19 protein-coding genes are annotated in these 25,943 nt (G+C 69.2%); 7 read left to right on the top strand and 12 right to left on the bottom strand.

The window, feature by feature from the left end; genetic code table 11:
• Nucleotides 1–46 precede the first annotated feature (46 nt).
• The 7 genes from ribH to AB0N61_RS09215 form a co-directional block, all read right to left on the bottom strand.
• Complete coding sequence (gene ribH / locus AB0N61_RS09245) at nt 47–520, bottom strand: 6,7-dimethyl-8-ribityllumazine synthase (protein WP_363363381.1); 474 nt, start codon at nt 518–520, stop codon at nt 47–49.
• Nucleotides 517–1,785 (bottom strand): GTP cyclohydrolase II, encoded by a 1,269-nt coding sequence (gene ribA, locus AB0N61_RS09240; RefSeq protein ID WP_363363379.1) that lies wholly within the window; start codon nt 1,783–1,785, stop codon nt 517–519. The genes ribH and ribA overlap by 4 nt, the downstream gene beginning before the upstream one ends.
• Nucleotides 1,782–2,411: a riboflavin synthase gene (locus AB0N61_RS09235; RefSeq protein ID WP_363363378.1), complete on the bottom strand. Its 630-nt coding sequence runs from the start codon at nt 2,409–2,411 to the stop codon at nt 1,782–1,784. Before AB0N61_RS09235 ends, ribA begins: the two co-directional genes overlap by 4 nt.
• Nucleotides 2,411–3,445 carry a bifunctional diaminohydroxyphosphoribosylaminopyrimidine deaminase/5-amino-6-(5-phosphoribosylamino)uracil reductase RibD gene (gene ribD / locus AB0N61_RS09230; RefSeq protein ID WP_363363375.1) on the bottom strand — a complete coding sequence of 345 codons (1,035 nt, stop codon included), beginning with the start codon at nt 3,443–3,445 and terminating at the stop codon, nt 2,411–2,413. Before ribD ends, AB0N61_RS09235 begins: the two co-directional genes overlap by 1 nt.
• 292 nt (nt 3,446–3,737) lie before the next feature.
• Nucleotides 3,738–4,571, bottom strand: coding sequence for an ABC transporter permease subunit (locus AB0N61_RS09225; protein WP_185274873.1), 834 nt, complete (start codon nt 4,569–4,571; stop codon nt 3,738–3,740).
• Nucleotides 4,571–5,584, bottom strand: a complete 1,014-nt coding sequence (locus tag AB0N61_RS09220; protein WP_363363373.1) for a sugar ABC transporter permease — start codon at nt 5,582–5,584, stop codon at nt 4,571–4,573. The genes AB0N61_RS09225 and AB0N61_RS09220 overlap by 1 nt, the downstream gene beginning before the upstream one ends.
• Nucleotides 5,553–6,872 carry an extracellular solute-binding protein gene (locus AB0N61_RS09215; RefSeq protein ID WP_363363371.1) on the bottom strand — a complete coding sequence of 440 codons (1,320 nt, stop codon included), beginning with the start codon at nt 6,870–6,872 and terminating at the stop codon, nt 5,553–5,555. Before AB0N61_RS09215 ends, AB0N61_RS09220 begins: the two co-directional genes overlap by 32 nt.
• A 270-nt stretch (nt 6,873–7,142) precedes the next feature.
• On the opposite strand from AB0N61_RS09215, the gene AB0N61_RS09210 reads away from it, so the two are divergent.
• The 3 genes from AB0N61_RS09210 to AB0N61_RS09200 are packed head-to-tail and all read left to right on the top strand — an operon-like array spanning nt 7,143 to nt 10,163.
• A complete protein-coding gene (locus AB0N61_RS09210) occupies nt 7,143–8,144 on the top strand; it encodes an SIS domain-containing protein (protein WP_363363369.1) in 1,002 nt (333 codons plus the stop codon).
• Between the two features lie 14 nt (nt 8,145–8,158).
• Entirely contained in the window at nt 8,159–9,046 is an 888-nt protein-coding gene (locus AB0N61_RS09205) for a PfkB family carbohydrate kinase (protein ID WP_363363367.1), read from the top strand.
• Between the two features lie 46 nt (nt 9,047–9,092).
• Nucleotides 9,093–10,163, top strand: a complete 1,071-nt coding sequence (locus AB0N61_RS09200) for a LacI family DNA-binding transcriptional regulator (RefSeq protein WP_363363364.1) — start codon at nt 9,093–9,095, stop codon at nt 10,161–10,163.
• A gap of 12 nt (nt 10,164–10,175) precedes the next feature.
• On the opposite strand, the gene AB0N61_RS09195 is transcribed toward AB0N61_RS09200, so the two are convergent.
• Both AB0N61_RS09195 and AB0N61_RS09190 read right to left on the bottom strand, forming a co-directional pair.
• Nucleotides 10,176–11,039 (bottom strand): DNA-formamidopyrimidine glycosylase family protein, encoded by an 864-nt coding sequence (locus AB0N61_RS09195; RefSeq protein WP_363363362.1) that lies wholly within the window; start codon nt 11,037–11,039, stop codon nt 10,176–10,178.
• A gap of 33 nt (nt 11,040–11,072) precedes the next feature.
• A complete protein-coding gene (locus tag AB0N61_RS09190) occupies nt 11,073–11,636 on the bottom strand; it encodes a GNAT family protein (protein ID WP_363363360.1) in 564 nt (187 codons plus the stop codon).
• A gap of 80 nt (nt 11,637–11,716) precedes the next feature.
• Between AB0N61_RS09190 and mfd the strand changes: the two genes are divergently transcribed.
• Nucleotides 11,717–15,295 (top strand): transcription-repair coupling factor, encoded by a 3,579-nt coding sequence (mfd, locus tag AB0N61_RS09185; RefSeq protein ID WP_363363358.1) that lies wholly within the window; start codon nt 11,717–11,719, stop codon nt 15,293–15,295.
• Nucleotides 15,296–15,320: 25 nt separating this feature from the next.
• Here mfd and AB0N61_RS09180 read toward each other — a convergent pair whose 3' ends face one another.
• A complete protein-coding gene (locus AB0N61_RS09180; protein WP_363363357.1) occupies nt 15,321–16,202 on the bottom strand; it encodes an SDR family oxidoreductase in 882 nt (293 codons plus the stop codon).
• Nucleotides 16,203–16,356: 154 nt separating this feature from the next.
• Between AB0N61_RS09180 and AB0N61_RS09175 the strand changes: the two genes are divergently transcribed.
• From AB0N61_RS09175 to AB0N61_RS09165, 3 genes are all read left to right on the top strand, one after another.
• A complete protein-coding gene (locus tag AB0N61_RS09175; protein ID WP_363363355.1) occupies nt 16,357–16,983 on the top strand; it encodes a gamma carbonic anhydrase family protein in 627 nt (208 codons plus the stop codon).
• A complete protein-coding gene (locus tag AB0N61_RS09170) occupies nt 16,980–20,021 on the top strand; it encodes an aminotransferase (RefSeq protein ID WP_363363353.1) in 3,042 nt (1,013 codons plus the stop codon). Before AB0N61_RS09175 ends, AB0N61_RS09170 begins: the two co-directional genes overlap by 4 nt.
• A 156-nt stretch (nt 20,022–20,177) precedes the next feature.
• Nucleotides 20,178–21,611 (top strand): APC family permease, encoded by a 1,434-nt coding sequence (locus tag AB0N61_RS09165; RefSeq protein WP_363363352.1) that lies wholly within the window; start codon nt 20,178–20,180, stop codon nt 21,609–21,611.
• Between the two features lie 88 nt (nt 21,612–21,699).
• Here AB0N61_RS09165 and gdhA read toward each other — a convergent pair whose 3' ends face one another.
• The gene (gdhA, locus tag AB0N61_RS09160; protein ID WP_363363351.1) at nt 21,700–23,070 is read right to left on the bottom strand and encodes an NADP-specific glutamate dehydrogenase; all 1,371 of its coding nucleotides are present in this window, start codon (nt 23,068–23,070) and stop codon (nt 21,700–21,702) included.
• Nucleotides 23,071–23,221: 151 nt separating this feature from the next.
• Nucleotides 23,222–25,909: a phosphoenolpyruvate carboxylase gene (locus tag AB0N61_RS09155; protein WP_167946449.1), complete on the bottom strand. Its 2,688-nt coding sequence runs from the start codon at nt 25,907–25,909 to the stop codon at nt 23,222–23,224.
• Between the last annotated feature and the right edge of the window lie 34 nt (nt 25,910–25,943).

Raw genomic sequence — 25,943 nt, 5'->3', positions numbered from 1 at the left:
CGGTAGGAGAACCCGAGGCCGGCCCGCCACCAAGGGCAGGCTGACCTCAGCCTCGCAGGCCGCGAACGACGAGGGCGGTGCGCAGCGCAGCATCCGCAGCCTCGGCGCCCTTGTCCTCCTTCGAGCCCTCGAGACCGGCACGGTCGAGGCCCTGCTTCTCGTCGTCGAGGGTGAGCACGCCGAATCCGACCGGCTTGCCGGCGTCGAGTGAGACGCGCGTCAGTCCGTCGGTCGTGGCTGCCGAGACGTACTCGAAGTGCGGGGTGCCGCCGCGGATGATCACGCCCAGCGCGACCACGGCATCCGCTCCACCGGCGAAGGCGGCCTGCGCGGCGAGCGCGAGCTCGAACGATCCCGGCACGCGGACGAGGCGGTAGTCGGCGTCTGCGTCGTCGAGCACGCGCTGCGCGCCGGCGATCAGGCCGTTCGTGATGACGTCGTGCCAGGTTCCGGCGACGATGACGACCTTGAGGCCGCTTCCGTCGATCTTCTCGGTCTTGGGTGCTCCTGCGCCGCTCATGCGTCGTCCTTCCGTCCGTCGGCGAGAGCCTGTGCGAGCTCCGCCTCACCGATGATGTGACCCATACGGTCACGCTTGGTCTCGAGATACTGGTGGTTGTTCGGTCCCACTCCGACGATGAGCGGCACCTGCTCGACGACGTCGAGCCCGAGGGTGCGCAGCTGGTTCACCTTGTCGGAGTTGTTCGTCAGCAGCCGCACCTTCGACACGCCGAGGTCGGCGAGGATGCCGGCCGCGGCCGCGTAGTCCCGGGCGTCGGCCGGCAGCCCCAGGGCGAGGTTGGCGTCGACCGTGTCGAGCCCCTCCTCCTGCAGGCTGTAGGCGCGCAGCTTGTTGATCAGGCCGATTCCACGGCCCTCGTGGCCACGCATGTAGATGACGACGCCGCCGTCCTGCTCGATCGCGTCGAGGGCCGCATCGAGCTGCGGACCGCATTCGCACTTGAGCGAGCCGAACGCCTCTCCGGTCAGGCACTCCGAGTGCACGCGCACGAGGGCGGTCTCGCTCGGCTCGCCCGACACGACGGCGATGTGGTCGGTGCCCGTCACCCGGTCCTTATAGGCGAGGAACCGGAAGGTCCCGTGCGTCGTCGGCACCGTCGCGTCGGCGCGCAGGCTGACGCGACGACTGGCGCGTTCGGGCGACCACCCGGTGGGATCGACCTCGTTGAGATGCGCGATGAGCTGTTCGATCGTGATGACCGGCACCCCGTCGCGCGCCCCGAGTTCGATGAGTCCGGGGAGGCGCATCATGCTGCCGTCCTCGGCGACGACCTCGGCGATCGCGCCGACGGGGCGCAGCCCGGCGAGCTTCATCAGATCGACCGCGGCCTCGGTGTGACCGCTGCGCTCGCGCACGCCGCCGTCGACGGCGCGCAGCGGCAGGACGTGACCCGGGCGGATGATGCTCGTCGCGGTCGACTCGGGATTCGCCAGGACGTTCAGCGTGTGCGCGCGGTCGTGCGCGCTGATCCCCGTCGTCACGCCTTCGGCGGCGTCGACGCTCACCGTGTAGGCGGTCGACCGGGCATCTTCGGACGCCGCGACCATCGGTGGCAGGTTCAGGCTGTCCGCGAGATCGGCGGGCATCGGCGCGCAGATGAACCCGGACGACCAGCGCACCGTCCACGCGACCCATTCGGGTGTGGCGAGCTCGGCCGACATGATGACGTCGCCCTCGTTCTCGCGGTTCTCGTCGTCCGCGACGAGCACGGGGCGCCCCGCGCGCAGGGCCTCGAGGGCCTCGGTGATGCTGGAAAGGCTCATCGTGAGCCTCCTTCCGGTGCTGCCCGGAACGCCAGCAGGCGTTCGACGTGACGGGCGAGGATGTCGGTCTCGAGGTTGACGCGGTCGCCGACCGCGCGTGACCCGAGCGTGGTGGCGGCGAGGGTCTCGGGGATGAGCGAGATCTCGAACCAGTGCGCGTCCGCGTCGACGGGGCTCACCGCGCTCACGGTGAGCGAGGTGCCATCGACCGAGATGGAGCCCTTGTCGACCACGAGCGGCGCGAGGTCGTCGGGCAGCGAGATGCGCAGCACGCTCCATTGCTCGCCGGGGCGCACGTCGAGGACGTCGCCGACGCCGTCGACATGTCCCTGCACGATGTGGCCACCGAGGCGCGCGCCGACCGGCATCGCCTTCTCGATGTTCACCCGGGTGCCGACGGATGCTCCGCCGAGAGCTGCCACGTCGAGCGTCTGCCTCATGACGTCGGCGTCGAAGGTGTCGGTGGTCGAGTCGACGACCGTGAGGCAGACTCCCGACACCGCGATGGACTCGCCGTGCACGGCGTCGGAGACCGCCTTGGGGGCGCGGACCGTCAGTCGCCACCCGTCTCCGGCGGGCACGATCGCGGTGATCTCGCCGATCTCCTCGATGATTCCGGTGAACATCAGGCGGCTCCTTCTTCGGTGGTGAGCGCGGGGTGAGCGATCGCAAGCAGGTCGGCGCCGAGGGGCTGCCATTCGTCGATCGTCAGTCGGTGTGCGGCGTCGATGGATTCGACGCCGATGTCGGTCAGCGCCAGCCGGTCGCCGCCGAGCAGCACCGGTGCGATGTAGGCGAGCACACGGTCGACCAGCCCCGCGGCGACGAACGCACTCGCGAGGGTCGGTCCGCCCTCGACGAACACGCTCTGGATGCCGCGTGCGTGGAGGTCGGCGAGCACCGCGTGCAGGTCATGAGTGTCGTAGAAGAGCGCGGTCTTCGGATGCCGGCGGACCGCCGCATCGTCGGGAGTCGCGCGCGAGCCGATCACCACGGGGATCGGCTGCTGCTCGTAGAGCGCGTCGCCGTCCCGGGCGGTCAGCGAGGGATCATCGGCGAGCAGGGTGCCCGTCCCGACGGCGATCGCATCCGCAGCAGCTCGTCGCCGGTGGACGTCTGCGCGTGCCTCCGGTCCGGTGATCCACTGGCTGCTGCCATCGGATGCCGCGGCGCGGCCATCGAGCGACTGCGCCCACTTGACGGTGACGTGGGGACGGCCGAGGCGCTGCGCGGTGAGCCAGCCGTGGATCAGGGCGTGGGCGCTGTCCGCCTGCTCACCCGCATCGACGCTCACACCGGCGGCGCGCAGGCGATCGGCACCGCCGCCCGAGACGGCTCCCGGATCGTCGAGCGCGTAGACGACCCGCGAGACGCCGGCCTCCAGGAGTGCGACCGCGCAGGGACCGGTACGCCCCGTGTGATTGCAGGGCTCGAGGGTCACGACGGCGGTGGCTCCCCGTGCCGCGCCGGGGTCGAGCTTCGACAGAGCGTCGACCTCGGCGTGGGGGCTGCCGGCGCCGTGGTGCCACCCTTCGGCGAGGATGTCGCCCTCGGGGGAGAGGATGACGGCGCCGACCTGCGGATTCACTCCGCGCGGGCCGAGGGCCGCGAGCTCGAGTGCGCGCGACATCGCGCGGCGCTCCGCCTCGTTCACTGCCATCCGTGATCCTCCCTGGGCGTCCGGGAATACAGGGGGACCAGGGTGGGATGCACATGCGGCGGCCCACCGTGCTGCCTCCCTTCCGGACTAGCGAGACTGCGTCTCGCATCACCGTCGGTCCCGGAATTCCACCGGATCGGCACCTCGGAGAACCGAGACGCTCGCGGACTGTCACCGCCGGTTCGGATTCTCACCGACCCCGGAGCACGTTGTTGCTCTGAGTGTACTCAACGCCATCGGGAAGATTTCATTCCGCGTCGCGCACCGTCATGGAGAGCGCGATCGCCGGGTGTCATTTGCCGATGCCCTCGGAGAGGCCCTTGATGAAGTACCGCTGGCTGGCGAAGAACAGGACGATCACGGGAAGCGCCGCGACCACCATCCCCGCGAACACGACCGGATAGTCGGTGCCGTGCTTGCTCATCAGGCTGGTGAGCCCGACCGGGAGCGTCTGCACTCCGGACCCGCTGGTGAAGACCATCGCGAACAGGTATTCGTTCCACGCGAAGAGGACGTGCAGGATCACCGTCGAGATGATGATCGGCTTGCACATCGGCAGAGTGATGCGCCAGAACGCCGTCCACCTGCTCGCCCCGTCCATCTCGGCCGCCTCGTCGACCTCGCGGGGCAGATCGATCATGTATGCGCGGATGAGGAACGTCGTGAACGGGATCCGGAAGGCGGTGTAGAGGATGAGGAGCGCCCAGAAGGTGTTGTAAAGCCCCATCGACTGGAACATGCGGACGAGGGGCACGAGCGCCACGGCGGGGGCGAGCATGAGCCCGCCGAGGATGAAGCCCGACGCGAGCCGTCCGAAAGGCAGCGTCACACGGGTCAGGCCGTACGCGGCCCAGGCGCTGATGAACACTGTGGCGATCGTCGAGGTCACCGTGACGAGCACGCTCGCGGCGACGTAGTCGCTGACGCCCCGGTTCCAGGCATCCGCGTAGTTCTCCCAATCCAGCTGCAGCGGAAGCGCGAACGGGTTGCCGAACAGCTCGGCGTTCGTCTTGAAGCCGTTCATGACCATCCACAGCAGCGGGTAGACGACCACGACGACCAGGGCGAGCAGGAACGCCCAGACGAAGACGCGCATGACCGCGGCGAGGAATCCGGTGCGGGTCATCAGAACTCCACCCTTCTGCGTCGTGTGTACCAGAGCTGTGCGAGGGCGATGAGGAGCGTCACGACGAAGATGACGGTGGCGATCGCGGCGGCGTATCCGAAGTCGTTGCGCACGAAGCCGCTGCGGTACAGCCACGTTGCGAGCACCTGTGTGGAGTTGTTGGGGCCGCCGCTCGTCATCACCATGACCTCGTTGAACACCTGGAAGGCGCCCGAGATCGTGACGATGACCATGAGTCCGGTCATCTCGCGCACGAGGGGGACCGTGACATGGAGGAACCGCCTGATCGGGCCGATGCCGTCGAGCGACGCCGCCTCGTACAGCTCCGCCGGGATCCGCTGGATGGCGACGGCGAACAGCAGCGTCGAGTAGCCGAAGCCCTGCCACTGGCTCATCGAGATGATCGACACCATGGCAGTGGACTCCTGACCGAGCCACGGCTGCGCGAGGAATCCGAGTCCGAGGGTGTCGAGGAGCTCATTGAGCATGCCGAGATTGGGCTCGTAGATGAAGTAGAACAACAGCCCCGCGACCGTGAGCGAGATCGCCGAGGGCACGAAGTAGATGGCCCGGAGCACCTTGCGCCAGCGGATGCTGCGCAGGCTCTCGATCATGGCGGCGAGGACCAGTGCGGCGCCGACCTGGAACACGATCGACAGGGCCGAGTACAGCACGTTGTTGCCGAGGGCCGTCCAGAAGACGGGGTCGCCGAACAGCTTCTCGTAGTTCTCGAGCCCGACGAACTCCGAGGCGCCCGAGTAGATATCCCACTCCTGCGTCGAGAAGGCGATGTTCTGCACCAGGGGCAGGTAGACGAACACCGCAAGCACCACCAGGGCAGGCAGCAGCCACGCGTAGCCGGCGACCCTGGTCAGCGCGCCCCGCGACAGGGGCGTTCGCGGTCCACGCGGGCGGCGGGGTGAGGTGATGGCCTCGGTGACGGTCGGTGGCAGGCGGAAGCCGGCCCCCGACCGCGACGGGTCACTTCGCTGCGTCGTTTGCGGCGCGGACACTCTGCAGCACCTCCTCGGGAGTGGCGCTGCCACTGATGATCGCCTCACCTCCGGCGAGCCAGGCATCCGCGACCTCCGGCACGGTCACAGTGTCGAGCCAGATGACCAGCTGCGAGGCGTCGTTGACGGCGGTGATCCCCTCGAAGACCGGGGTGCTGGAGGTCTCCTCGGTGACGGCGCCCACGACCGTGCTGGGCTGTCCGTACGGAGGGGAGGAGAGCGTGGCGGCGTTGTCGGCCTCGGTGGCGAACTTCATGAAGTCGACGGCCAGCGCCGCTCGGGGCGAGCGGGCGTTGATGAGGTACCCCTCGGGCGAGCCCTCGATCGCGGCCGGGTCGCCGGCGGCACCGTCGGGCGTCGGAAGGGGGAAGATCCCGAAGTCGTCGGTGCTGAGCGATGACCCTTCCGCCGTCACCGTGTCGAACTCGAGGATCTCCTGGTAGTACATCGCTGCCCGTCCGCCGGCGAGCGCCTCCTGGGCCGTCGTGTACAGAACGCCGTTGGTGCCCTGACCGCTGTCCGTGCACTCGGTGACCAGCGCGTCGAACTGCTCGAGGGAGGCGATGTAGCCGGGGTCGTCCCAGGTCGCGGTCTCGGGATCGAAGTCCGCGTGCAGCACGTCCGTGGGGACGTTGTAGGCGAACAGCTGCTGCAGGTAGTGCAGCGCGGGCCAGCCGTCCTTGTTGCCGAAGGCGATCGGCTCGTAGCCGGCGTCGCGCAGCGGGCCGCACGACTCGATGAGCTCCTCGAACGAGGTCGGCACCTCGATGCCCGCGGCGGCGAACGCCGCCCGGCTGTATCCCATGAACTTGCCGTTGTTGTAGAGCGGAACGCCGTAGTAGCCGCCGTCGTACTCGAAGGCCGACAGCGAGGCCTCCCCGAACCGGTCGCCCCATTCGGTGCCCGGCGCGATCACCTCGCTGAGATCTGCCGCGAGTCCGCCCTCGACGAAGTTCTGCGCCCAGTCGCCGGCCCACGTGAAGTAGATGTCGGGCAGCGCCTGTGACGCCGTGAGCGTCTTCGTCTTGTCCTTGACGGACTGATCCGTCTCCTGGATGAGCTCGATCGTCACATCCGGGTGCTCGGCTTCGTACGCGTCGGCGATCTCCTCGAAGTAGGACTCCAGCGGGTCGCCGCCGAACTTGGTCAGGATCGAGAGTGTCCCTTCGAAGACGGGTTCGTCCGTGACGTCGGCCGCGGGCTCGGCCGAGCCACCGGAGCAGCTCGCCAGGATCATCGCGGATGCCGCGACGACGCCGGCGATCGGGAGGGTGCGTGTCGTGCGCATGGTCTGCCTCTCTGAACGGGCGGAGGGCGACCGCTGAGCGCGGTACCGATCCGCCATTGGAACTTCGGTGGGTGCCTTGTCGAGCGAGTGTACCCAAAACCTGACACCGGTACCAGCTTCAATTCGAGATTCATTTCGTTTTCTCCCCCTAGGTGTTGAAAAAACGCGGATGTTTGACGTTCAAGAACCAAGTGTGCAAGCATGACTCGCACCTGACACCGGTACCACATTGCTCGATCGGCATGCGCCGGCCGACTGAAAGGATCAATGATGCTCGGCTTCGATGAGACCGCCTTCCGCACCCAGATCGCGAGCGCCGTGGCGCTCCGGCCGCAGATCGAGCAGCTGGTCGACCAGCTCATCGAGAGCGGCGTCGACAATGTCCTGCTGATCGGCGCCGGCGGCACGTACAGTCAGATGTGGCCGTACGAGCTGCTCGCGCGGGAGCGGTCGACCCTCTCGGTGCGCTCGGCGATCGCCGCCGAGCTCGTGGTGGCCGGCGACGCCCTGCTCGGGGAGCGCACGGCGGCGGTGTTCACCTCCGTCACGGGCACCACCGAAGACGTCGTGCGGGCCATCGAGTACGTCGCCGCGGCGGGGGCGACGACCATCGCGTTCACCGGCCATGCGGAGTCGCCGATCGCGACCTCCGTCGACCACTCGCTCGTCTCCGAACCGAAGACCTGGCCCTTCGACATGCAGCTGCTGCTGCTTGTCGGGCGCCTGCTCGAGCGTCGCGGCGAGTTCGACGGGTATGCCACGCTCGCCGATGAACTCGTGCATCTCCCCGATGCCCTCGTCGCCGCGGCGGAGCAGGCCGAGCCGATGGCGGCGGCCTTCGCGGATGCGCACGCGGAGACCGACTACTACTTCCTGATCGGAGGCGGACCCCTGTGGTCGTTCGCCTACCTCTACTCGATGTGCATCCTCGAGGAGATGCAGTGGCTGCGCACCACCCGGGTGCACAGCGCGGAGTTCTTCCACGGGTCGCTCGAACTGCTCGAGGAGGACACCTCCGTGCTCATCTTCCAGGGCGAGGACTCCACCCGACCCCTCACCGATCGCGCCGAGGCGTTCGCGAAGAGGATCTCCCACGATGTCACGGTGTTCGACACCAGGGAGTACGCCCTCGAGGGCTTCAGCGCCGAGAGCCGCGCGCTCATCGCGCCCATCGTCCTCGACACGGTGATGGGCCGGGTGAGCAAGCACCTCGAGCGCGTGCGCGATCACTCGCTGGACCTGCGCCGCTACTACCGCGTCATGGACTACTGAGAGGCTCGGGGACGATGCGCGTACTCGGCTTCGGCGACAACATCGTCGACCGCTTCGTCGATCGCGGGATCGACTACCCGGGGGGCAATGCCGTCAACGTCGCGGTCTACGCGCATCGTCTCGGTGCCGAGGCCGAGTACCTCGGCGTGTTCGGCGACGACGACCTGGGGGCCTTCCTCCGCTCGGCGATCGAAGACGCCGGGGTGCCCACCACCCGCAGTCTCGTGCGACCCGGAGCATCGGGAGTGTCGACGCTCCGGGTCGTCGACGGCGATCGCACGTTCCTCGGCTGGAACGGGGGAGGGGTCACGGTCAGCGCGCCGATCGACCTCGACGACGGGCGCTCGCAGTATGCCGCAGGCTTCGACCTCGTGCATTCGAGCGTCTACTCACGGACCGAGTCGCAGCTGCCCCGCCTGCACGCGCTGGGCGCGCTGGTGAGTTTCGACCTCTCGAGCGAAGCGGAGTTCCGGGACCCGTCCTACCTCGAGCGGGTCGCCCCGTTCGTCGACGTCGTGCTGCTCTCGTGCGCCGGTCTCGACGACGAGGAGGCCTTCGCGGTTCTCGATGCGGCGCTGGCGCACGGCGCTCCGTTGGCCCTCGGCACGAGGGGCACGCGCGGGGCCCTCGTGACAGACGGCACCGCGCGGCTCACGGCGCCGGCGAGACTGATCTCCGACGAGGTGCTGGTCGACACGATGGGCTGCGGCGACGCCTACCTGGCGGGTTTCCTGGTCTCCCTCCACGGTGCCGGCTGGCGTCGCACGAGCGCGCCGTCCGTGGACGACCTGGATGCCGCGCTGGCGGCGGGGGCGGATGCCGCACGCGATCAGTGTCTCGTCGAGGGGGCCTTCTCGCGTGGTCGCCGGAGCGGCGCTCCCGTCGCGGCTAACATGTGGTGAACCTGTGACACGGAAAGGGACGAGGTCGATGGCTTCCGATCACTCCGTGCCCCCCACGATCTCCGAGGTCGCCGAGGCCGCGGGCGTGGGGCGGTCCACCGCGGCCCGCACGCTGGGAGGCTACGGCTACGTGAGCCCCGAGCTGCGCGAGCGGGTGCTCGCCGCGGCCGAGCGCCTCGGCTACCGCGCGAACGCGCTCGCGCGGAGCATGTCCACCGGTGTCAGCCAGACGCTGGGCGTCATCGTGGCCGACATCGCGAACCCGTTCTTCGGCGGCGTCGTGCGCGGCATCTCGGACGCGTCGAGGGCGCGCGGCTTCGACACGCTCGTGCTCAGCACGCACGAGGACCTCGACGAGGAGATCGCCGCCATCAACGTGCTCATCGACAAGCGCGTGGACGGCATCGTCGTCGCATCCGCGGCCCTCGACGCCGCCTCCGCGGGGCACATCGAGCAGGCCCGGTCGCACGGCATCCCCCTCGTGCTCGTCGACCGTGCCGTGCCGGGGGTCGATCTCGATGCGGTGGTGGTCGACAATCGAACGGCTTCTCGTGAGGCGGTGGCGCACCTGATCGACGCGGGCCATCGGAGGATCGGATTCGTCTGGGGGCCGCCCGTGGCCGACCGCCCGCGGCGGCGCCGCGACCTGATCGATCTCGCGTCTCGCAACCTCTGGACGGATGGAGAGCGACTGCAGGGCTACCTCGATGCGCTCGACGACGAGGGCATCGTCTTCGACGCAGACCTCGTGATGGTGGGGGAGAAGACCGAGGAGAACGCGGTGCGAGAGGTCTCGCGGATGCTCGCGACCGACGACCCGCCCACGGCGCTCTTCTGCACCGAGAACGATGCCGTCACGGGTGCGCTGCGCGCACTGCGCTCGGCGGGGCTCAGGGTCGCCGACGACGTATCCCTCATCGGATTCGATGACAGCTCCTGGGCGGCGGTGATGGAGCCCCCGCTCACCATGATCGAGCAGCCCACACTCGCCCTCGGCGTGCGCGCGGCGGAGGCCCTCTTCGCCGTGATCGACGGAGAAGCCGCACCCGCCGGTCGCCACACCCTGGGAACGCGGTTCGTCGAGCGAGCCTCGGTCGCCCCGCCGCGGAAGCGGTGACAGCGCTCGAGATTATTTGAGCAGCCGCGAGAGTCGTCGGTCGGCGAGCACCTTGCCGCCGGTCTGGCAGGTGGGGCAGTACTCCATCGAGCGGTCCGCGAAGAAGACGCTGCGCACCGTGTCGCCGCAGACGGGGCACGCCTCGCCGCGACGCGCGTGCACCTGCATCCCGCGACGCTTGGCGTCTTTGAGGTCGGCGGGCGGCTTGCCCGACGCCGCTGCCACGGCATCCGTCAGCGTGGACTGCATCGCCGCGTACAGGCGATCGATCTCGTCGTCGACGAGCTTGTCGGCGATCGCATACGGCGACATCCGCGCGGCGTGCAGGATCTCGTCGGAGTACGCGTTGCCGATCCCGGCGATCACGCCCTGATCGCGCAGGAGCCCCTTGATCTGCGTGCGTCGGCCGTAGAGCAGGGCGGCGAACACGTCGCGGGTGAACGACTCGTCGAGCGGATCGGGACCGAGGCGGGCGATGCCGGGGACGTCCTGCGGGTCACGCACCACGTAGACGGCGAGTGACTTCTTCGTTCCGGCCTCGGTGAGGTCGAATCCGCTCTCGTCGTCGAGGCCGACGCGGACGGCGATCGGCGACTTGCCGGGTTTGATCGGCGTCGTGGGCAGCGTCTCGTACCAGCGCAGCCAGCCGGCCTTGGCGAGGTGGAAGACGAGGTGCAGGTCGGCACCGCACGAGAGCACGATGAACTTGCCGCGCCGGGAGGCCTCGGTGATGCGCTGACCGTGCAGCGCGGTGTTCGGCGGGTCGTAGGTCTTGAGCGCGGCGATCGCGCCCACGCTGGTGCGCACGATCGTGCGTCCCACCGCCCGCTGGGTGAGGAACGTGGTCAGGCCCTGGACTTCCGGCATCTCCGGCATGCGTTCATCCTGCCACCGACATCCGACAGGGGACTAGAGCACGGGCCAGTCGACCGGCGTGCGGTCGTCGGATGCGAGGAGTCCGCCGAACCAGCCGTCATCTCGCCCGCGCTCGCTCGCGAGCGCCTGGCGCGCGAATCCCTCGTAGCGGAATCCAAGTGATCGCGCCGCCCGTGCCGAGGGAATGTTGCCCGCGACCGCTCGCCAGCCCAGCCGTGCCAGACCGAGCTCGTCGAAGCCCCAGTCGACGACGGCGCGCGCGGCCTCGACGAGATAGCCGTTGCCGCGCGCGGCCGGAGCCACCCAGTATCCGAGCTCCGCCTCTCCGCCGGTATGGTGCGGCGTGATGCGGTGCAGTCCGATCGAGGCGACCAGCTCCTGGTCGCGATAGGCGCACCAGATCGTCTGGCTGCCATCGGCCCACCACTCGCCGATCAGGCGCACGTAGTCCTCGGCATCCGTGCGCAGGTATGGACTCGGCACGGTGGTCCATCGGGGGATCTCCGGATCCTGGCAGGCTGCGACGATCGCGTCGACGTCGGACGCGTCCGGCACGTGCAGCGTGAGGCGATCCGTGGTGAGGGTGACCGGTTCCATCCCGGAATCCTACGGCTCGGAAAACCCGGGCGCGGGCCACTCCTGGTCCCGGTGTCGGCGGGCGCGGCTAGGCTTGTCCGGTGACTGTGCCGGGGATTCTGCGCGCCTTGGAAGAGGCCTCTCTTTTTCGTGACGCCCTCGGCTGGGCGCACACCGATGCCGACCTCGGGCTGGTCGACGGCCTCGACGCGCCGGCGCTCGCCGGTCTGCTCGAGAAGCGCCGCGCCGCGGGGCATCCGGCAGCGCTGCTGGCCGTGGTCCCCACCGGCCGCCGAGCCGAGAGTCTCGCGGCGGCGCTCGCCGCATACATCCCCGACGCCGAGGTCCTGACCTTCCCCGCGTGGGAGACGCTGCCGCACGAGCGGCTCAGCCCGAGCCCCGACACGGTCGGCCTGCGTCTGCAGACCCTCCGTCGCATCGCGGAGTGGTCGGGCGACCATCCGCTGGTCGTGGTCGCGTCCGTGCGCGCAGCCCTACAGCCCATCGCCGGCAACCTCGGCGAGATCGCCCCGCTCGAGCTGCGCGCCGGAACACGCGGCCACGAGCTCGACCGCGTGGTCGAGCAGCTCGTCGAGCGCGCCTACTCGCGCGTCGACATGGTGTCGCGCCGCGGCGAGTTCGCTGTGCGCGGTGGCATCCTCGACGTCTTCCCCGCGATCTCGGAGCATCCCTTCCGCGTCGAGTTCTTCGGCGACGAGGTCGACCAGATCCGTGCGTTCTCCGTAGCCGACCAGCGCTCGCTCCCGGGCGAGGTCGACGGCGTCGATCTGCCCCCGAGCCGCGAACTGCTGCTGACCCCCGATGTGCGCGACCGCGCGCGAGCGCTGATCGGCGGGTTCCCTGCCATCGCCGGCATGCTCGAGAAGATGGCCGAGGGCATCCCCGTCGAGGGCATGGAGTCGCTGCTCCCTGCGGTGTCCGGTCCGCTCAAGTCGCTTGCGGAGTATCTCCCCGAGGGCAGCGCGACCGCGGTCGTCGATCCCGAGCGGTCCAGCGCTCGCGCCATCACCCTGGGCGAGACGAACCGCGAGTTCCTCGATGCGGCCTGGAGCGCGGCGACCTCTGGCGCATCGGCTCCCATCGATCTCGGCGCCGGCGACTTCCTCACCATCGCCCGACTGCGCGAGGTCGTCCGCGACCGCGGCGGCGTCTGGTGGCGGCTGAGCCCGTTCGCGATGGGCGGCGAGGATGCCGAGACCATCGACGCCCAGGTCATCCCGTCGTTCCACGGCAATGTCGACGGTGCCATCTCGTTCGTCGACGCCAAAGTCTCCGACGGGTGGCGCGTGGTGGTCATCGCGACCGGCGGCGGCCTCGTCGATCGCGCCCGCGACGTGCTCTCCGACCGCGGCATCGCCGCGCGCATCGTGCCCGCGCTCATCGAGGCTCCTGACACGGGCGTCGCGACCCTCGTCGCGGGCTCGGTCGAGGCGGGGTTCCAGATCGCCGAGGCGAAGCTCGCGGTCCTCACCGACAACGAGTTCTACGGCCGCACGATCGGCGGCGACCAGCGCGTCGTCAAGAAGCTCGCGTCGCGGCGCAAGAACGTCGTCGACCCGCTGCAGCTCAAGCAGGGCGACTTCGTCGTGCACAACACCCACGGCATCGGCCGCTTCGTCGAGATGACCCAGCGCGAGGTGTCGACGGGAGGCCGCAATGCGACCAAGTCGGTGCGCGACTACCTCGTTCTCGAATACGCGCCGTCGAAGCGCGGCTATCCCGGCGACAAGCTCTACGTGCCCACCGACCAGCTCGATCTGCTCTCGAAGTACGTCGGCGGCGAGGGCCCGACCCTCTCGAAGATGGGCGGCAGCGACTGGTCGCAGGCGAAGGGCAAGGCGCGCAAGGCCGTGCGCGACATCGCCGTCGAGCTCGTGAAGCTGTATTCGGCGCGGATGAGCGCCAAGGGGCACGCGTTCGGGCCGGACACGCCCTGGCAGCGCGAGCTCGAAGAGGCGTTCCCGTTCGCCGAGACCCTCGACCAGCTGCAGACCATCGACGAGATCAAAGCCGACATGGAGCGCCCGATCCCGATGGACCGCCTGCTCTCGGGCGACGTCGGCTTCGGCAAGACCGAGGTCGCCGTGCGCGCGGCGTTCAAGGCCATCCAGGACGGCAAGCAGGTCGCGATGCTGGTGCCGACCACCCTGCTCGTGAAGCAGCACCTCGAGACCTTCACCGAGCGGTTCGCCGGATTCCCGGTGAAGGTGCGGCCGCTGTCGCGCTTCCAGACCGACAAGGAGGCGCGTCTCACCCTCGACGGCCTGCTCGACGGAACGGTCGACATGGTGATCGGCACCCACCGCATCCTCACGGATCAGGTCATGTTCAAGGACCTCGGGCTGATGATCATCGACGAGGAGCAGCGCTTCGGCGTCGAGCACAAGGACGCGCTCAAGAAGATGAAGACCAACGTCGACATCCTCGCGATGAGCGCGACGCCGATCCCGCGCACGCTCGAGATGGCGGTCACCGGCATCCGAGAGATGTCGACCCTCGCCACACCGCCGGAGGACCGGCATCCGATCCTCTCCTTCGTCGGCCCGCGCAGCGACAAGCAGATCGCCGCGGCGATCCGGCGCGAGATCCTGCGCGAGGGGCAGGTGTTCTTCGTGCACAACCGCGTGCAGTCGATCCAGCGGGTCGCAGCGCAGCTCGCCGAGCTCGTGCCCGAGGCGCGCATCGCGGTCGCGCACGGTCAGATGGGCGAGCACGCGCTCGAGCAGGTCGTCGACGACTTCTGGGAGCGCAAGTTCGACGTGCTCGTCTCGACGACCATCATCGAGACCGGCCTCGACATCTCGAACGCCAACACGATCATCATCGACCGCGCCGACAAGTACGGACTCAGCCAGCTGCATCAGCTGCGCGGACGTGTCGGGCGAGGTCGCGAGCGCGCATACGCCTACTTCCTCTACGACGAGATGAAGCCGCTGAGCGAGACGGCGGCCGACCGCCTCCAGACGATCGCCGTGAACAACGACCTCGGATCCGGCATGCAGGTCGCACTCAAGGACCTCGAACTGCGCGGCGCGGGAAACCTGCTCGGCGGGGAGCAGGCCGGGCACATCGCCGGCGTCGGGTTCGACCTCTACCTGCGGATGATCGGCGAGGCCGTCGCGACCTTCCGCGGTGAAGACGTGGAGTCGGGGCAGGAGCTGCGACTCGAACTCCCTCTGGACGCGCGCATCCCCGAGCACTACATCGACAGCGAACGACTCCGTCTCGAGGCCTACCAGAAGCTCTCGGCCGCGTCGGCGGCCACGGCGAAGGACGACGCGATCGACCTCGTCATCGACGAGCTCACAGACCGCTACGGCACTCCGCCCGAGGAGGTCGAGGGTCTGATCGCCGTCTCCCGACTGCGCCGCCGCGCAGCCCGAGCAGGACTCTCCGACGTCGTCGTCATGGGGTCGAACCTGCGCATCGCACCCGCGCGACTCGAGGATTCGATCAAGGTGCGGCTGCAACGGCTGTACCCCAAGGCCAAGCTGGTCGCCGGGGGCGAAGCGCTCGTCGTGCCGATGCCCACCGTCCCCGCCGCTGTGGGAGTCGGACTCGAGCCGCTGCAGGCGGCCCAGCTGCTCGAATGGGTCGGGCAGCTGTTCACGGCGATCTTCCCTGAGCCCGTCTCCGCCGAGAAGACCGTCGACGCCTAGACGCGGAGCTGCGGCCTCGGGTGCGTCACAGTGAGAACCCGCCGTCGGTGGTCAGCACCTGACCCACCACCCACGTGCCGGCGTCGGTGCACAGCCAGCCGATCAGGCGGGCCGGGTCGTCGGGACGGCCGACGCGACCGAACGGCGTGCCGGCGATCCATTCGTCGACGCCGGAGAGGTCGCGATCGGTGGTGTCCGCGTCGAGGTAGCCCGTGTTCACCGGACCGGGGTTGACGGTGTTGAGCACGATTCCGACATCGAGAAGCTCCGCGGCCGTCGACCGGGTGATGCCCGCCAACGCAGCCTTGCTCGTGGCATAGGAGATCTCTCCGCGCATCGCCCCATGGCCCTGACCGGAGGTCATCCAGATCACGCGCGCCGTCGGCTTCTCGAAGGGGCCGAGCGAGGGGATGCTGTCGCCGGGTCGGGCGACGGGGGACTCCGCTCCGCCGAGTCCATGCCGCACCCGACCCGCCAGACCGGCCGTGAGCAGCAGCGATGCGCGCGCGTTGGCCTGCCAGTGCGCATCGAGCCGGGCGGCCGTCATGTCGAAGATCGTCCCGTCGCCCCCGCTCATCGCCTGGTTGCAGACGAGGATGTCGAGTCGCCCCGACAACGAGGACGCCGCATCGAGCAGCGATTCGATGCCGTCGGGGTCACGGAGGTCCGCCTCGGCGTCGCCCATCACCGCACCCGACGCGAGAGAGTCCCGGATGCCGGCGCGGACGGCGTCGAGATCGTCGCCGCCCCACGGGTGATCGAGATCATGCGGGCGGAAGTGGTGGATGAAGACGTTCGCGCCGAGGGAGGCGAGCGTCGTGGCGGTCGCGAATCCGATGCCGCGTCTGCGAGAGACGCCGGTCACCAGCGCGGTGCGCCCGAGCAGAGGAAGGTCGGTGGAGTGCATGAGGCGGTGCCTTTCGATCGAGGATGCCGGGGCGTGCGGAGAGGCAGCCGAAGGCGGAGGAGGGATCGAGTCACCGGCATTGCATGGGCGTCAGCGTAGCAGGACGACCCCCTCGGCCTTCTCGCCGCGTGCGGTGCACCACTACGCTGGCGTCATGTTGTACGAGCACCTCGGGGCTCGGCCCCGGATCCATGACACCGCCGTCGTCGCTCCGACCGCCGTGATCTCCGGAGACGTCACCATCGGGCCGAACTGCCAGATTCTGCACGGCGCCGTCATCACCGCCGAAGGCGGGCCCATCACGCTCGGTGAGCACGTGATCGTGATGGAGAACGCCCTCATCAGGGCGACCGCTGCGAACGCCGTGCACATCGGCTCGCACACGCTCGTCGGGACCCTCGCCAGCGTCGCGGGCGCGACCGTCGGCGAAGAGGTCTTCCTCGCGTCGGGCGCCCGGATCTTCAACGGCGCGCTGGTCGGCGATCGGTGCGAAGTCCGTGTGAACGCCATCGTGCATCGACGCGCGGTGCTGCCGTCCGGAACGGTCGTGCCGATCGGCTGGGTCGCGGTCGGCGATCCCGTGCAGCTCCTCTCTCCCGACCGCGAGGAGGAGATCTCGGCCGCCCAGCCCGAGCTCGACTTCCCGGGACACGTCTTCGGCGTGGATCGCGACACCCCCGACCTGATGGTCCAGCTGACCGAGCGATACGGCAGCTCGCTGGCCCGCCATGCCGACGATGTGCGACTCGACGCAGGTGGCCGCGCGGCGGGCCGAGGGTGAGTGCGGGGGAGGGGCTCGTCCGACCCGAGGTGACTGCGGCCGACGCAACGGCGATCGCTCGAGAGTGCTACGGCATCGAGACGGAAGCGCGCGAGCTCGGGAGCAACCAGGACCGCAACTTCGTGCTGGTCGAACCCGACGGATCGCGCAGCGTCCTGCGGATCGACAACCCGGTGTTCGGCGACGATGCGCGGGCCGCCCAGCATGCCGCGCTCGACGCGTACCGCGCGGCGGGCGTTCCGGTTCCCGCCGTGCTTCCCGGGCGCGACGGCGAGCTCACCCAGCGCTGGCGAGGATTCGCCGTGCGACGCAGCGAGTTCGCCGAGGGCGAGCCGATCGTCGACGCGGGCTATCTCGCTCCTGTCGTCATGGCGGAGTTCGGCACACTCGCGGCAGCATCCGCGAACGCACTCGCGGGTCTCGTGCATCCCGGGCTCGACCGCGAGCAGATGTGGGACATGCGCGTCGCATACGAGCAGATCATCGCATCGGCTCCCGCAGTGACCGAGGCCGCACTGCGTGTGCGCGTGCGCACGGCAGCAGACGAGGCGCACGCCGCCGTCTCGATCGTCGCAGCCGGGCTGCCCGTTCAGCCGATCCACGGCGACCTCACCGACGACAACGTCACGGGGGTGCGCGGCGCCGACTCGCGGCTGCATCCGCACACGGTGCTCGATCTCGGCGACCTGGGTCTCGGCTGGCGGGTCGCCGAACTGGCTGTCTGTGTCTCGTCGATGCTGCACCATGAGCCCGATCGCCCGCTTCGTGCGCTCGACACCGTCGCCGCGTTCCACGCCGATGCCCCGCTCACCCGCGACGAGGCGACAGCGGTGTGGCCGCTGGTCGTGCTGAGGGCGGCTCTGCTCGTCGCGAGCGGCTGGCGGCAGCTCGCGATCGACGGAGACAACGTTTACGCCCGCGAGCGGATCGAGGGGGAGCAGGCGATCTTCGACGCGGCGACCGCCCTGCCGCTTGCGGAGATGTCGGAGCACGTGCTCGCCCGGTTGGGGTTCGCGTCAGCGGAGCTCGAGATCTCGGACGCCGAGACTCCGGATGCCGAGACTCCGGACGCCGAGACTCCGGATGCCGATGCGGTCGCCGACTCGGTCGCCACGGAGGCTTCCGAGCCCGCCCGTCGGGAACTGTCGATGCTGCTTCCCGACCTCGACGGTCGAGTCCTCGTGGTCGACCCCCGGGTGGAAGCCGAAGGGCTCGATGCCGGTCGCTGGTCCCGTCCGGACGCCGAGGCGACCCTCATCGCCGACGCTCACGCGCAGGGTGCGCGTGCGGCCGTGGTTCCCTACGGCGCCTTCCGGCTCACCCGGACGACCGTCGACGCCGCGAGCGCTGCATCTACCTGGCCCGTCGAGACCGAGGTGCATGTCGCCCCCGGTCCGTCGTCGCGGCTGACCGCACCGGTCGGAGGGGACCTGAAGCCCACCGACGACGGCGTGCGCATCGAGCTCGACGGCGGGTGGCGACTCGAGCTGCGCGGCATGGACATCGAGCCGAATCGCAGCGGCCGCGTCGAGAGGGGCGAGAGCATCGGCAGGCTCGCCGCGTCGTTCGAGAACCGGACGATGGTCATCGGGGTGACACGAGCGGATGCCCCGCCTCTTCCGTCCCCGCTCCCGCACGAGCCGATCGCGGCTCGTCTCGTCACCCCTGAACGCGTCGCGGCCTGGCGCCGCTTCACCGCCGACCCCGCGCCGCTGCTCGGCCTCGGATCCTTCGCGCAGCGCGATGACGCCGGACAGGAGCTTGAGCGCAGGGAACGCATCTTCGCGGCCGCGCAGGAGCGGTACTACGAGCATCCACCGCAGATCGAGCGAGGGTGGCGGCACCACCTCGTCGACACGACCGGTCGCAGCTACATCGACATGGTCAACAACGTCGCAGGCCTCGGTCATGGGCACCCGGGAGTGGCAGCCGCGACCGACCGTCAGCTGAAGACGCTCGCCACCAACTCGAGATTCCTGTTCCGTGGCCTCGCGCAGTACAGCGAGCGACTGCTCGCGCTCATGCCCGAGGGGAGCGGCCTCGACACCGTGCTGCTCGTGAACAGCGGCTCGGAGGCGGTCGACCTCGGCATCCGTCTCGCGCAGGCGGCCACCGGACGACGAACCGTGGTCGCGCTCCGGGAGGCCTATCACGGGTGGACCATGGCGAGCGATGCGGTCACGACCAGCGCCTACGACAATCCGGATGCGCTCGCGACGCGTCCCGACTGGGTGCACGTCGCCGATGTGCCCAACGCGTTCCGCGGCACGTATCGCGGCCAGGACACGGCGCAGCGGTACCTCGCCGACCTCGCCGCCGACCTCGACCGCCTTGCGGCCGAGGGCAGGGATCCGGCCGGGTTCGTGTGCGAGTCCGTGCTCGGCAACGCGGGCGGGGTGATCCTGCCCGACGGCTATCTGGCCGGTGCGTACGAACTCGTGCGCTCACGCGGCGGACTCTGCATCGCCGACGAGGTGCAGGTGGGCTTCGGCCGCATGGGGTCCACGTTCTGGGGGTTCGAGCAGTCCGGGGTGATGCCCGACATCGTCACGATCGCCAAGCCGATGGGCAACGGCTTCCCCATCGGCGGCGTGATCACCTCGAAGAGGATCGCTGACGCACTGAGCGATCAGGGTCAGTTCTTCTCGTCGGGCGGCGGCAGCTCGCTCAGCTGCAGCGTCGGCCTCGCGGTCCTCGACGCGATGGTCGAGGACGACCTGCAACGCAACGCGCTCGACGTCGGTCGGCATCTCGCGGAGGCGCTCCGGGCGCTCGCGCGGCGGCATCCGATCGTCGGCCCTGTGCACGGGCAGGGCCTGTATCTCGGGGTCGAGCTCGTGCGCGACTCGGAGACGCTGGAACCGGCGGCGGCCGAGGCGGCCGCGATCTGCGAGAGGCTGCGTGAACTCGGGGTGATCGTGCTCACCACCTCGGAGCGCTCGAACGTGCTGAAGATCAAACCGCCGCTCTGCCTGTCGGTCGGGAGCGCCGACCATGTCGTCGCGATGCTCGATCGCGTGCTCACAGAAGGCTGGTGATCCACCGGGTCTTCGAATCGAGTCGGTTCTCGTCATGTTAAATGCGTATTTCGAATCAGATCCGCTCTTCCGCTGACGAATATCTCGGGTACATACTGAGCGTCAGTGTCGGATCGCCCGAAATCCGACCCATGCGCTGTTCCCGAAGGAGTACTCATGGTCACGCCCCTCAAGACGAAGCCGCTCGCGCAGGGCGGAGGGACGCTTCGTCGCAACCTCGGCCTCTGGGCGATCGTCGGCCTCGGACTCGGCTACATGACGCCGACCGTCGTGTTCGACACGTTCGGCATGGTGGCTCGCGACACCGACAACGTCGTCCCGGCGGCCTATCTCGTCGCCCTCGTCGTGATGGTCTTCACCGCGATCAGCTACGGCAAGATCTCCCGCGCCATCCCGAGTGCCGGGTCCGCGTACACCTACGTGCGTGAGTCGATCCACCCGAACCTCGGCTTCATGGTCGGCTGGACCTCGCTCATCGACTACGTGCTGCTCCCGATGGTCAACTGCCTCATCATCCGCAGCTACCTCGAGGCGCTGTTCCCCGACATCCCCGGATGGATCTGGGTCGTGCTGTACTGCGTCCTCGTCACGGGCATCATCTACATGACCATGCGCGGCACCTCGAACATGAACATGATCCTGCTCGTGTTCTCGATCGTCGTGATGGTCGTGTTCGTCGTCATGGTCGTCGCGCAGCTGATGCGCGGCGAAGGAGCCGGCACCATCGCATCCGCTGCGCCGTTCATCCACGACGGCGCGACGATCGGCGCCGTGCTCATGGGCGCGACCATCGTCTGCTTCTCGTTCATCGGGTTCGACGCCGTGACCATGTACGCCGAAGAGGCGAAGGACCCCAAGACGATGCCGAAGGCGATCCTGCTGACCGTGCTGCTCGGCGGCGCGATCTTCCTCGTCGCCGCATACGTCACTCAGCTGCGCTTCCCGGACTGGAACGAGTTCGCACCGGGTGGCGACATGCAGTACGTCGAGGACTCGACGCTGCCGATCATCGGAAACCTCGTCGGGGGCAACGTGCTCATGGCCGTGCTCACCGCCGCCGGCTTCTGCGCGACGCTCGCCTCGGGTCTCGCCTCGCACGCATCGGTCTCGCGCATGCTGCTCGTGATGGGACGCAACAACGTCCTTCCGCAGAAGGCCTTCGGCTACATCAACCCGCGCACCCACACGCCGACCTTCAACATCGTGCTGGTCGGCGCGATCTCCCTGCTCGCGATCCCGTTCACGCTCGAGCTGATCGCGGCCTGGATCAACTACGGGGCCCTGATCGCGTTCACCTTCGTCAACATCTCGGTGATCGCCTGGTTCGCCGTGCGCAAGGGACGCCGCAAGACACCCCGTGACATCGTGAACTACATCGTCATGCCCGGAATCGGCATGCTCCTCACCGGTCTGCTGTGGGCCAACCTGCATCAGGACGCGCTGGTGGGCGGGCTGACCTGGACCGCTCTCGGCGTGATCTACCTCGCCGTGATCACCAGGGGCTTCCGCAAGAAGGTGGTCGCGTTCGACGAGAACCAGGCCGTGACCGGGTTCAACAAGGTCGTGAAGGCGCCGGTCGACGAGCGCTGACGAGGCTCACCCTCTTTCGAATCGCGCACTGTGCAGGAATCGATGATCGAAATCTGCGAAGTGCGCGATTCGAAACGAGGTCGGAGGGTCAGATCACGCCCTGCGCGAGCATCGCTCCGGCGACGCGCTCGAACCCTGCGATGTTCGCACCGGCGACGTAGTCGCCCGCGACGTCGTAGCGCTCGGCGGCATCGAACGCGGCGCGGTGGATGTCGGCCATGATCTCACGCAGCTTGTTCTCGCTCGCGTCGAAGCTCCACCGCTGGCGGGAGGCGTTCTGGCTCATCTCGAGAGCCGAGGTCGCGACGCCTCCCGCGTTCGCGGCCTTGCCCGGCGCGAAGAGCACGCCGGCACGCTGGAACGCATCGACGGCGGCCGGGACGCAGGGCATGTTCGCGCCCTCCGAGACGGCCCGCACGCCGTTGGCGATCAGGGCCTCGGCGGCGTCGAGATCGAGCTCGTTCTGCGTCGCCGACGGCACGGCGATGTCGACCGGGACCTCCCACACGCTGCCGCCTTCGACGAAGCGCGCACCGGGACGGCGGTTCGCGTACTCGACGATGCGGGCGCGCTCGACCTCCTTGATCTGACGCAGCAGGTCGACGTCGATACCGGCGTCGTCGACGACATACCCGGACGAGTCGGATGCGGTGACCGCGGTGGCTCCGAGCTGGGAGGCCTTCTGGATCGCGTAGATCGCGACGTTGCCCGAACCCGAGACGCCCACGCGCTTGCCGTCGAGCGAGTCGCTGTGCACGCCGAGCATCTCCTGAGCGAAGAACACCGCTCCGTAGCCGGTCGCCTCCGTGCGCACCTCGGCGCCGCCCCATCCGGTGCCCTTGCCGGTGAACATGCCCGACTCGTGGCGGTTGGTGATCTTGCGGTACTGGCCGAACAGGTAGCCGATCTCTCGGCCGCCGACGCCGATGTCACCCGCGGGGACGTCGGTGTGCTCGCCGAGGTGACGGTACAGCTCATTCATGAACGACTGGCAGAAGCGCATGATCTCGGCATCCGATCGGCCGTGCGGGTCGAAGTCCGAGCCTCCCTTGCCGCCGCCGATGCCCTGACCGGTCAGCGCGTTCTTGAAGATCTGCTCGAAGCCGAGGAACTTGATGATCGACAGGTTGACGGAGGGGTGGAAGCGCAGCCCGCCCTTGTAGGGGCCGAGCACCGAGGAGAACTGGATGCGGTAGCCGCGATTGACCTGCAGGCGTCCGGCATCGTCGACCCAGGGCACTCGGAACAGGATCTGCCGCTCGGGCTCCACCAGACGTTCGAGGATGCCGCCGTCGACGAAATGCGGGTTCCGGGCGAGCACCGGCGCGATCGAGTTCAGCACCTCGTGCACGGCCTGCTGGAACTCGGGCTCGTGCGGGCTGCGGGCCAGCACCGTGTCGAACACGGGCTGCACGGCATCGGCGAGCGGATGGAAGTCGGCGGAAGACGGAGAGGTCACGCGAAATGAGCTTTCTGATCGGGGGATGGTGCTGCGTGCGATCGTGTCGCGTGAGGGTGCGCCGGATGCGGCGAAGTTTTCACTCTAGCGGGCACGCCGAAGAGAGATCCTTCACACCGGTATGCACTCGCTCAGCCGCGACGGCGGGCACTCACCCGGTGTTCTGCAGCCCGGCCGCGACGCCGCTCACGGAGAGCAGCAGAAGCCGCTTCTGCTCGTCTTCGGCACCCGACCCGGTCGCCTCGGCGGGAGCGCGCAGCGCGCGGAGGGCGCGCAGCTGCAGCAGCGACAGAGCGTCGACGTACGGGGTGCGCAGCTGCACGGCGCGCTGCAGGATCGGCTTGTTCTCGAGCAGGCCGACGCCGCCGGTGAGCCGGATGACCCACTCGCGCGTGAGCACCATCTCGTCGAGCACGAGCTGGGCGAGGTCGTCGCGGTCGCCGAGCGCCAGATACTGACGGGCGATGCGCTCATCGGTCTTCGCGAGGCTCATCGCGACGTTGTCGATCATGGTGCGCAGCAGAGGCCAGTCGCGGTAGGCCTCGATGAGACGCGCCTCGTCGCCCACCGCGGCCAGGGCGGTGCCGAGTCCGAACCAGCCGGCGAGGTTGATGCGGGCCTGCGTCCAGGCGAAGACCCACGGGATCGCGCGGAGGTCTTCCAGCGACTCGACCGACAGGCCGCGTCGCGCCGGGCGGGAGCCGAGCGCGAGCAGGCCGATCTCCTCCATCGGGGTGACCGTCGCGAACCAGGGCGCGAAGCCCTCGGCCTTCACGAGCGAGAAGAAGCGCTCGCGAGAGGAGGCGTCCATCACGGCGGCGATGTCGGCGAACCGGGCGGCCGCATCGCTCGTGCGCTTCTCCACACTGGGGGAGGAGGCGAGCAGCGTCGCCGCCGCGACCTGATCGATGTGGCGCATCGCGATGGCCGGTTCGCCATATCGGGCGAAGATGACCTCGCCCTGCTCGGTGAGCTTGAAACGGCCGTCGACCGAGTGCGGGGGCTGCGCGAGGATGGCCGAGTTCGCGGGGCCGCCGCCTCGGCCCAGGGCGCCGCCGCGACCGTGGAACAGGGTCAGTTCGATCTCTTCGTCCTTCGCCCACTGGGCGATCTTCTCCTGGGCCTCGTACAGAGCGAGGTTCGCGGCGACCGGGCCGACGTCCTTCGACGAGTCCGAGTACCCGAGCATGACCTCGAGGCGGTTCCCGGTCGCGGCGAGACGCGCCTGGAACTCCGGGAAGGTCACGGCCTCGGCGAGGATGCCAGGTGCCGCCTGCAGGTCGGCGAAGGTCTCGAACAGGGGCACCACGTCGAGCACGGGAGCGTCGTCTCCGAGCGCGTGCGTCGCGAGACGGTGCACGTTGGCGAGGTCCGAGGCCGCCTGGGTGAACGACACGACATAGCGGCCGGCCGCACGCAGACCCCGGTCACGCTGGATGTCTGCGATCGCGCGGAAGACCTCGAGCACCTCCTCGGTCTGGGCGCTGATCGCCTCGCCGGCCTCGAGCTCGGCGAGGGCCTTGGCGTGCACCTGAGAGTGCTGACGGACCTCGAGCTCGGTCAGGTGGAACCCGTAGGTCTCGACCTGCCAGATCAGGTGCTGCACGCCGCCGAACGCGTGACGCTTCGCGCCCGCATCCGCCAGGGACGACTGCACGGCCCGGAGATCGTCGAGAAGCTCTTCGGGGCGCGCGTAGCGCTGCTCGTCGCCGCGCCGTGTCGCGCCGACCCGATGCGCGAGAGCCAGCAGCGCGCGACGGTGCGGCTCGCCGGGGGAGCGAGCGCCGAGCTCGTCGGCGACCTGCGGCTCTGCCGCGGCGAAGGCCTCCCACAGCGCCGACACCTCGTCGCTCGCCGGGGTGTCCTCGCCGTCGAGGGTGAGCGTGCGTCCGATGCGCTCGAGCGCGCGCTCGAGTCCTCGCAGCACATGATCGGAGGCGATCTGCGACGCCTCTCGGGTCACGGATGCCGTGACGAAGGGGTTGCCGTCGCGGTCGCCACCGACCCATGAGCCGATGCGCACGAACGCGGGAACGACCGGGGCGCTCGCGCCGGAGTCATCGCCGCGCAGCGCGTCGTCGATGCGCCGGTACACGTGGGGCACGGTGGTGAACAGCGTCTCGTCGAACACGCCCATGACCGTGCGGACCTCGTCGGTCGGCGAGGGCTTCTCGGCGCGGAGCGGTGCGGTGCGCCAGAGGGTGTCGATCTCCTCCAGCATCCTCCGGCGGGCGCGGTGCTGCTCGGAACCGCCCTCGCTCGCGGCGTCGTGCTGGGTGAGCAGCTCGGAGAGGCGGCGGATGCTCGACGACACCGCGCGACGGCGCGCCTCGGTCGGGTGGGCTGTGAACACGGGATGGAAGCGCAGACCCGCGAGGCGGCGGCGCGCCTCGTCGTCGCCGACCTCGGTCTTCAGGCGCGCATAGGCGGTGGCGACGGTGTCCGCCGCATCCTCGCGTCCCGGCTGGCCCGCACGCTCGCGGAGGACACGCACGCGCTGGTGCTCCTCGGCGAGGTTGACGAGGTGGAAGTAGCACGTGAACGCCCGGGCGACCTCATCGGCGCGCGCGATGCTGAACGACTCGGCGATCGCGGCGGCGCGCTCGAAGGCGTCAGAGGTCTCCTCGTCGTAGGCCTGGATCGTCGCGAGCCGCAGGCGCTCGACGTCCTCGAAGAGGTCGTCGCCGCCTGCTTCGCGCAGTACCTGACCGAGAAGGGCGCCGAGCATTCTGACGTCGGTGCGCATGGCATCCGGAATGCCGCGGCCCGCTTCGAAACGGCCGATGATGCGGATGGCCGAGGTGTCGGTGGGCTCGGGGAAGGCGTGTTCGGGGGTCACGGTTCGAGAGTATCCCGGGTCGGGGCCGTGCTCG

Source organism: Microbacterium sp. NPDC089320 (assembly GCF_040684875.1).
In the GTDB taxonomy this organism is placed as follows: Bacteria; Actinomycetota; Actinomycetes; order Actinomycetales; family Microbacteriaceae; genus Microbacterium.
This window is presented reverse-complemented; position numbering and strand designations above follow the sequence as displayed.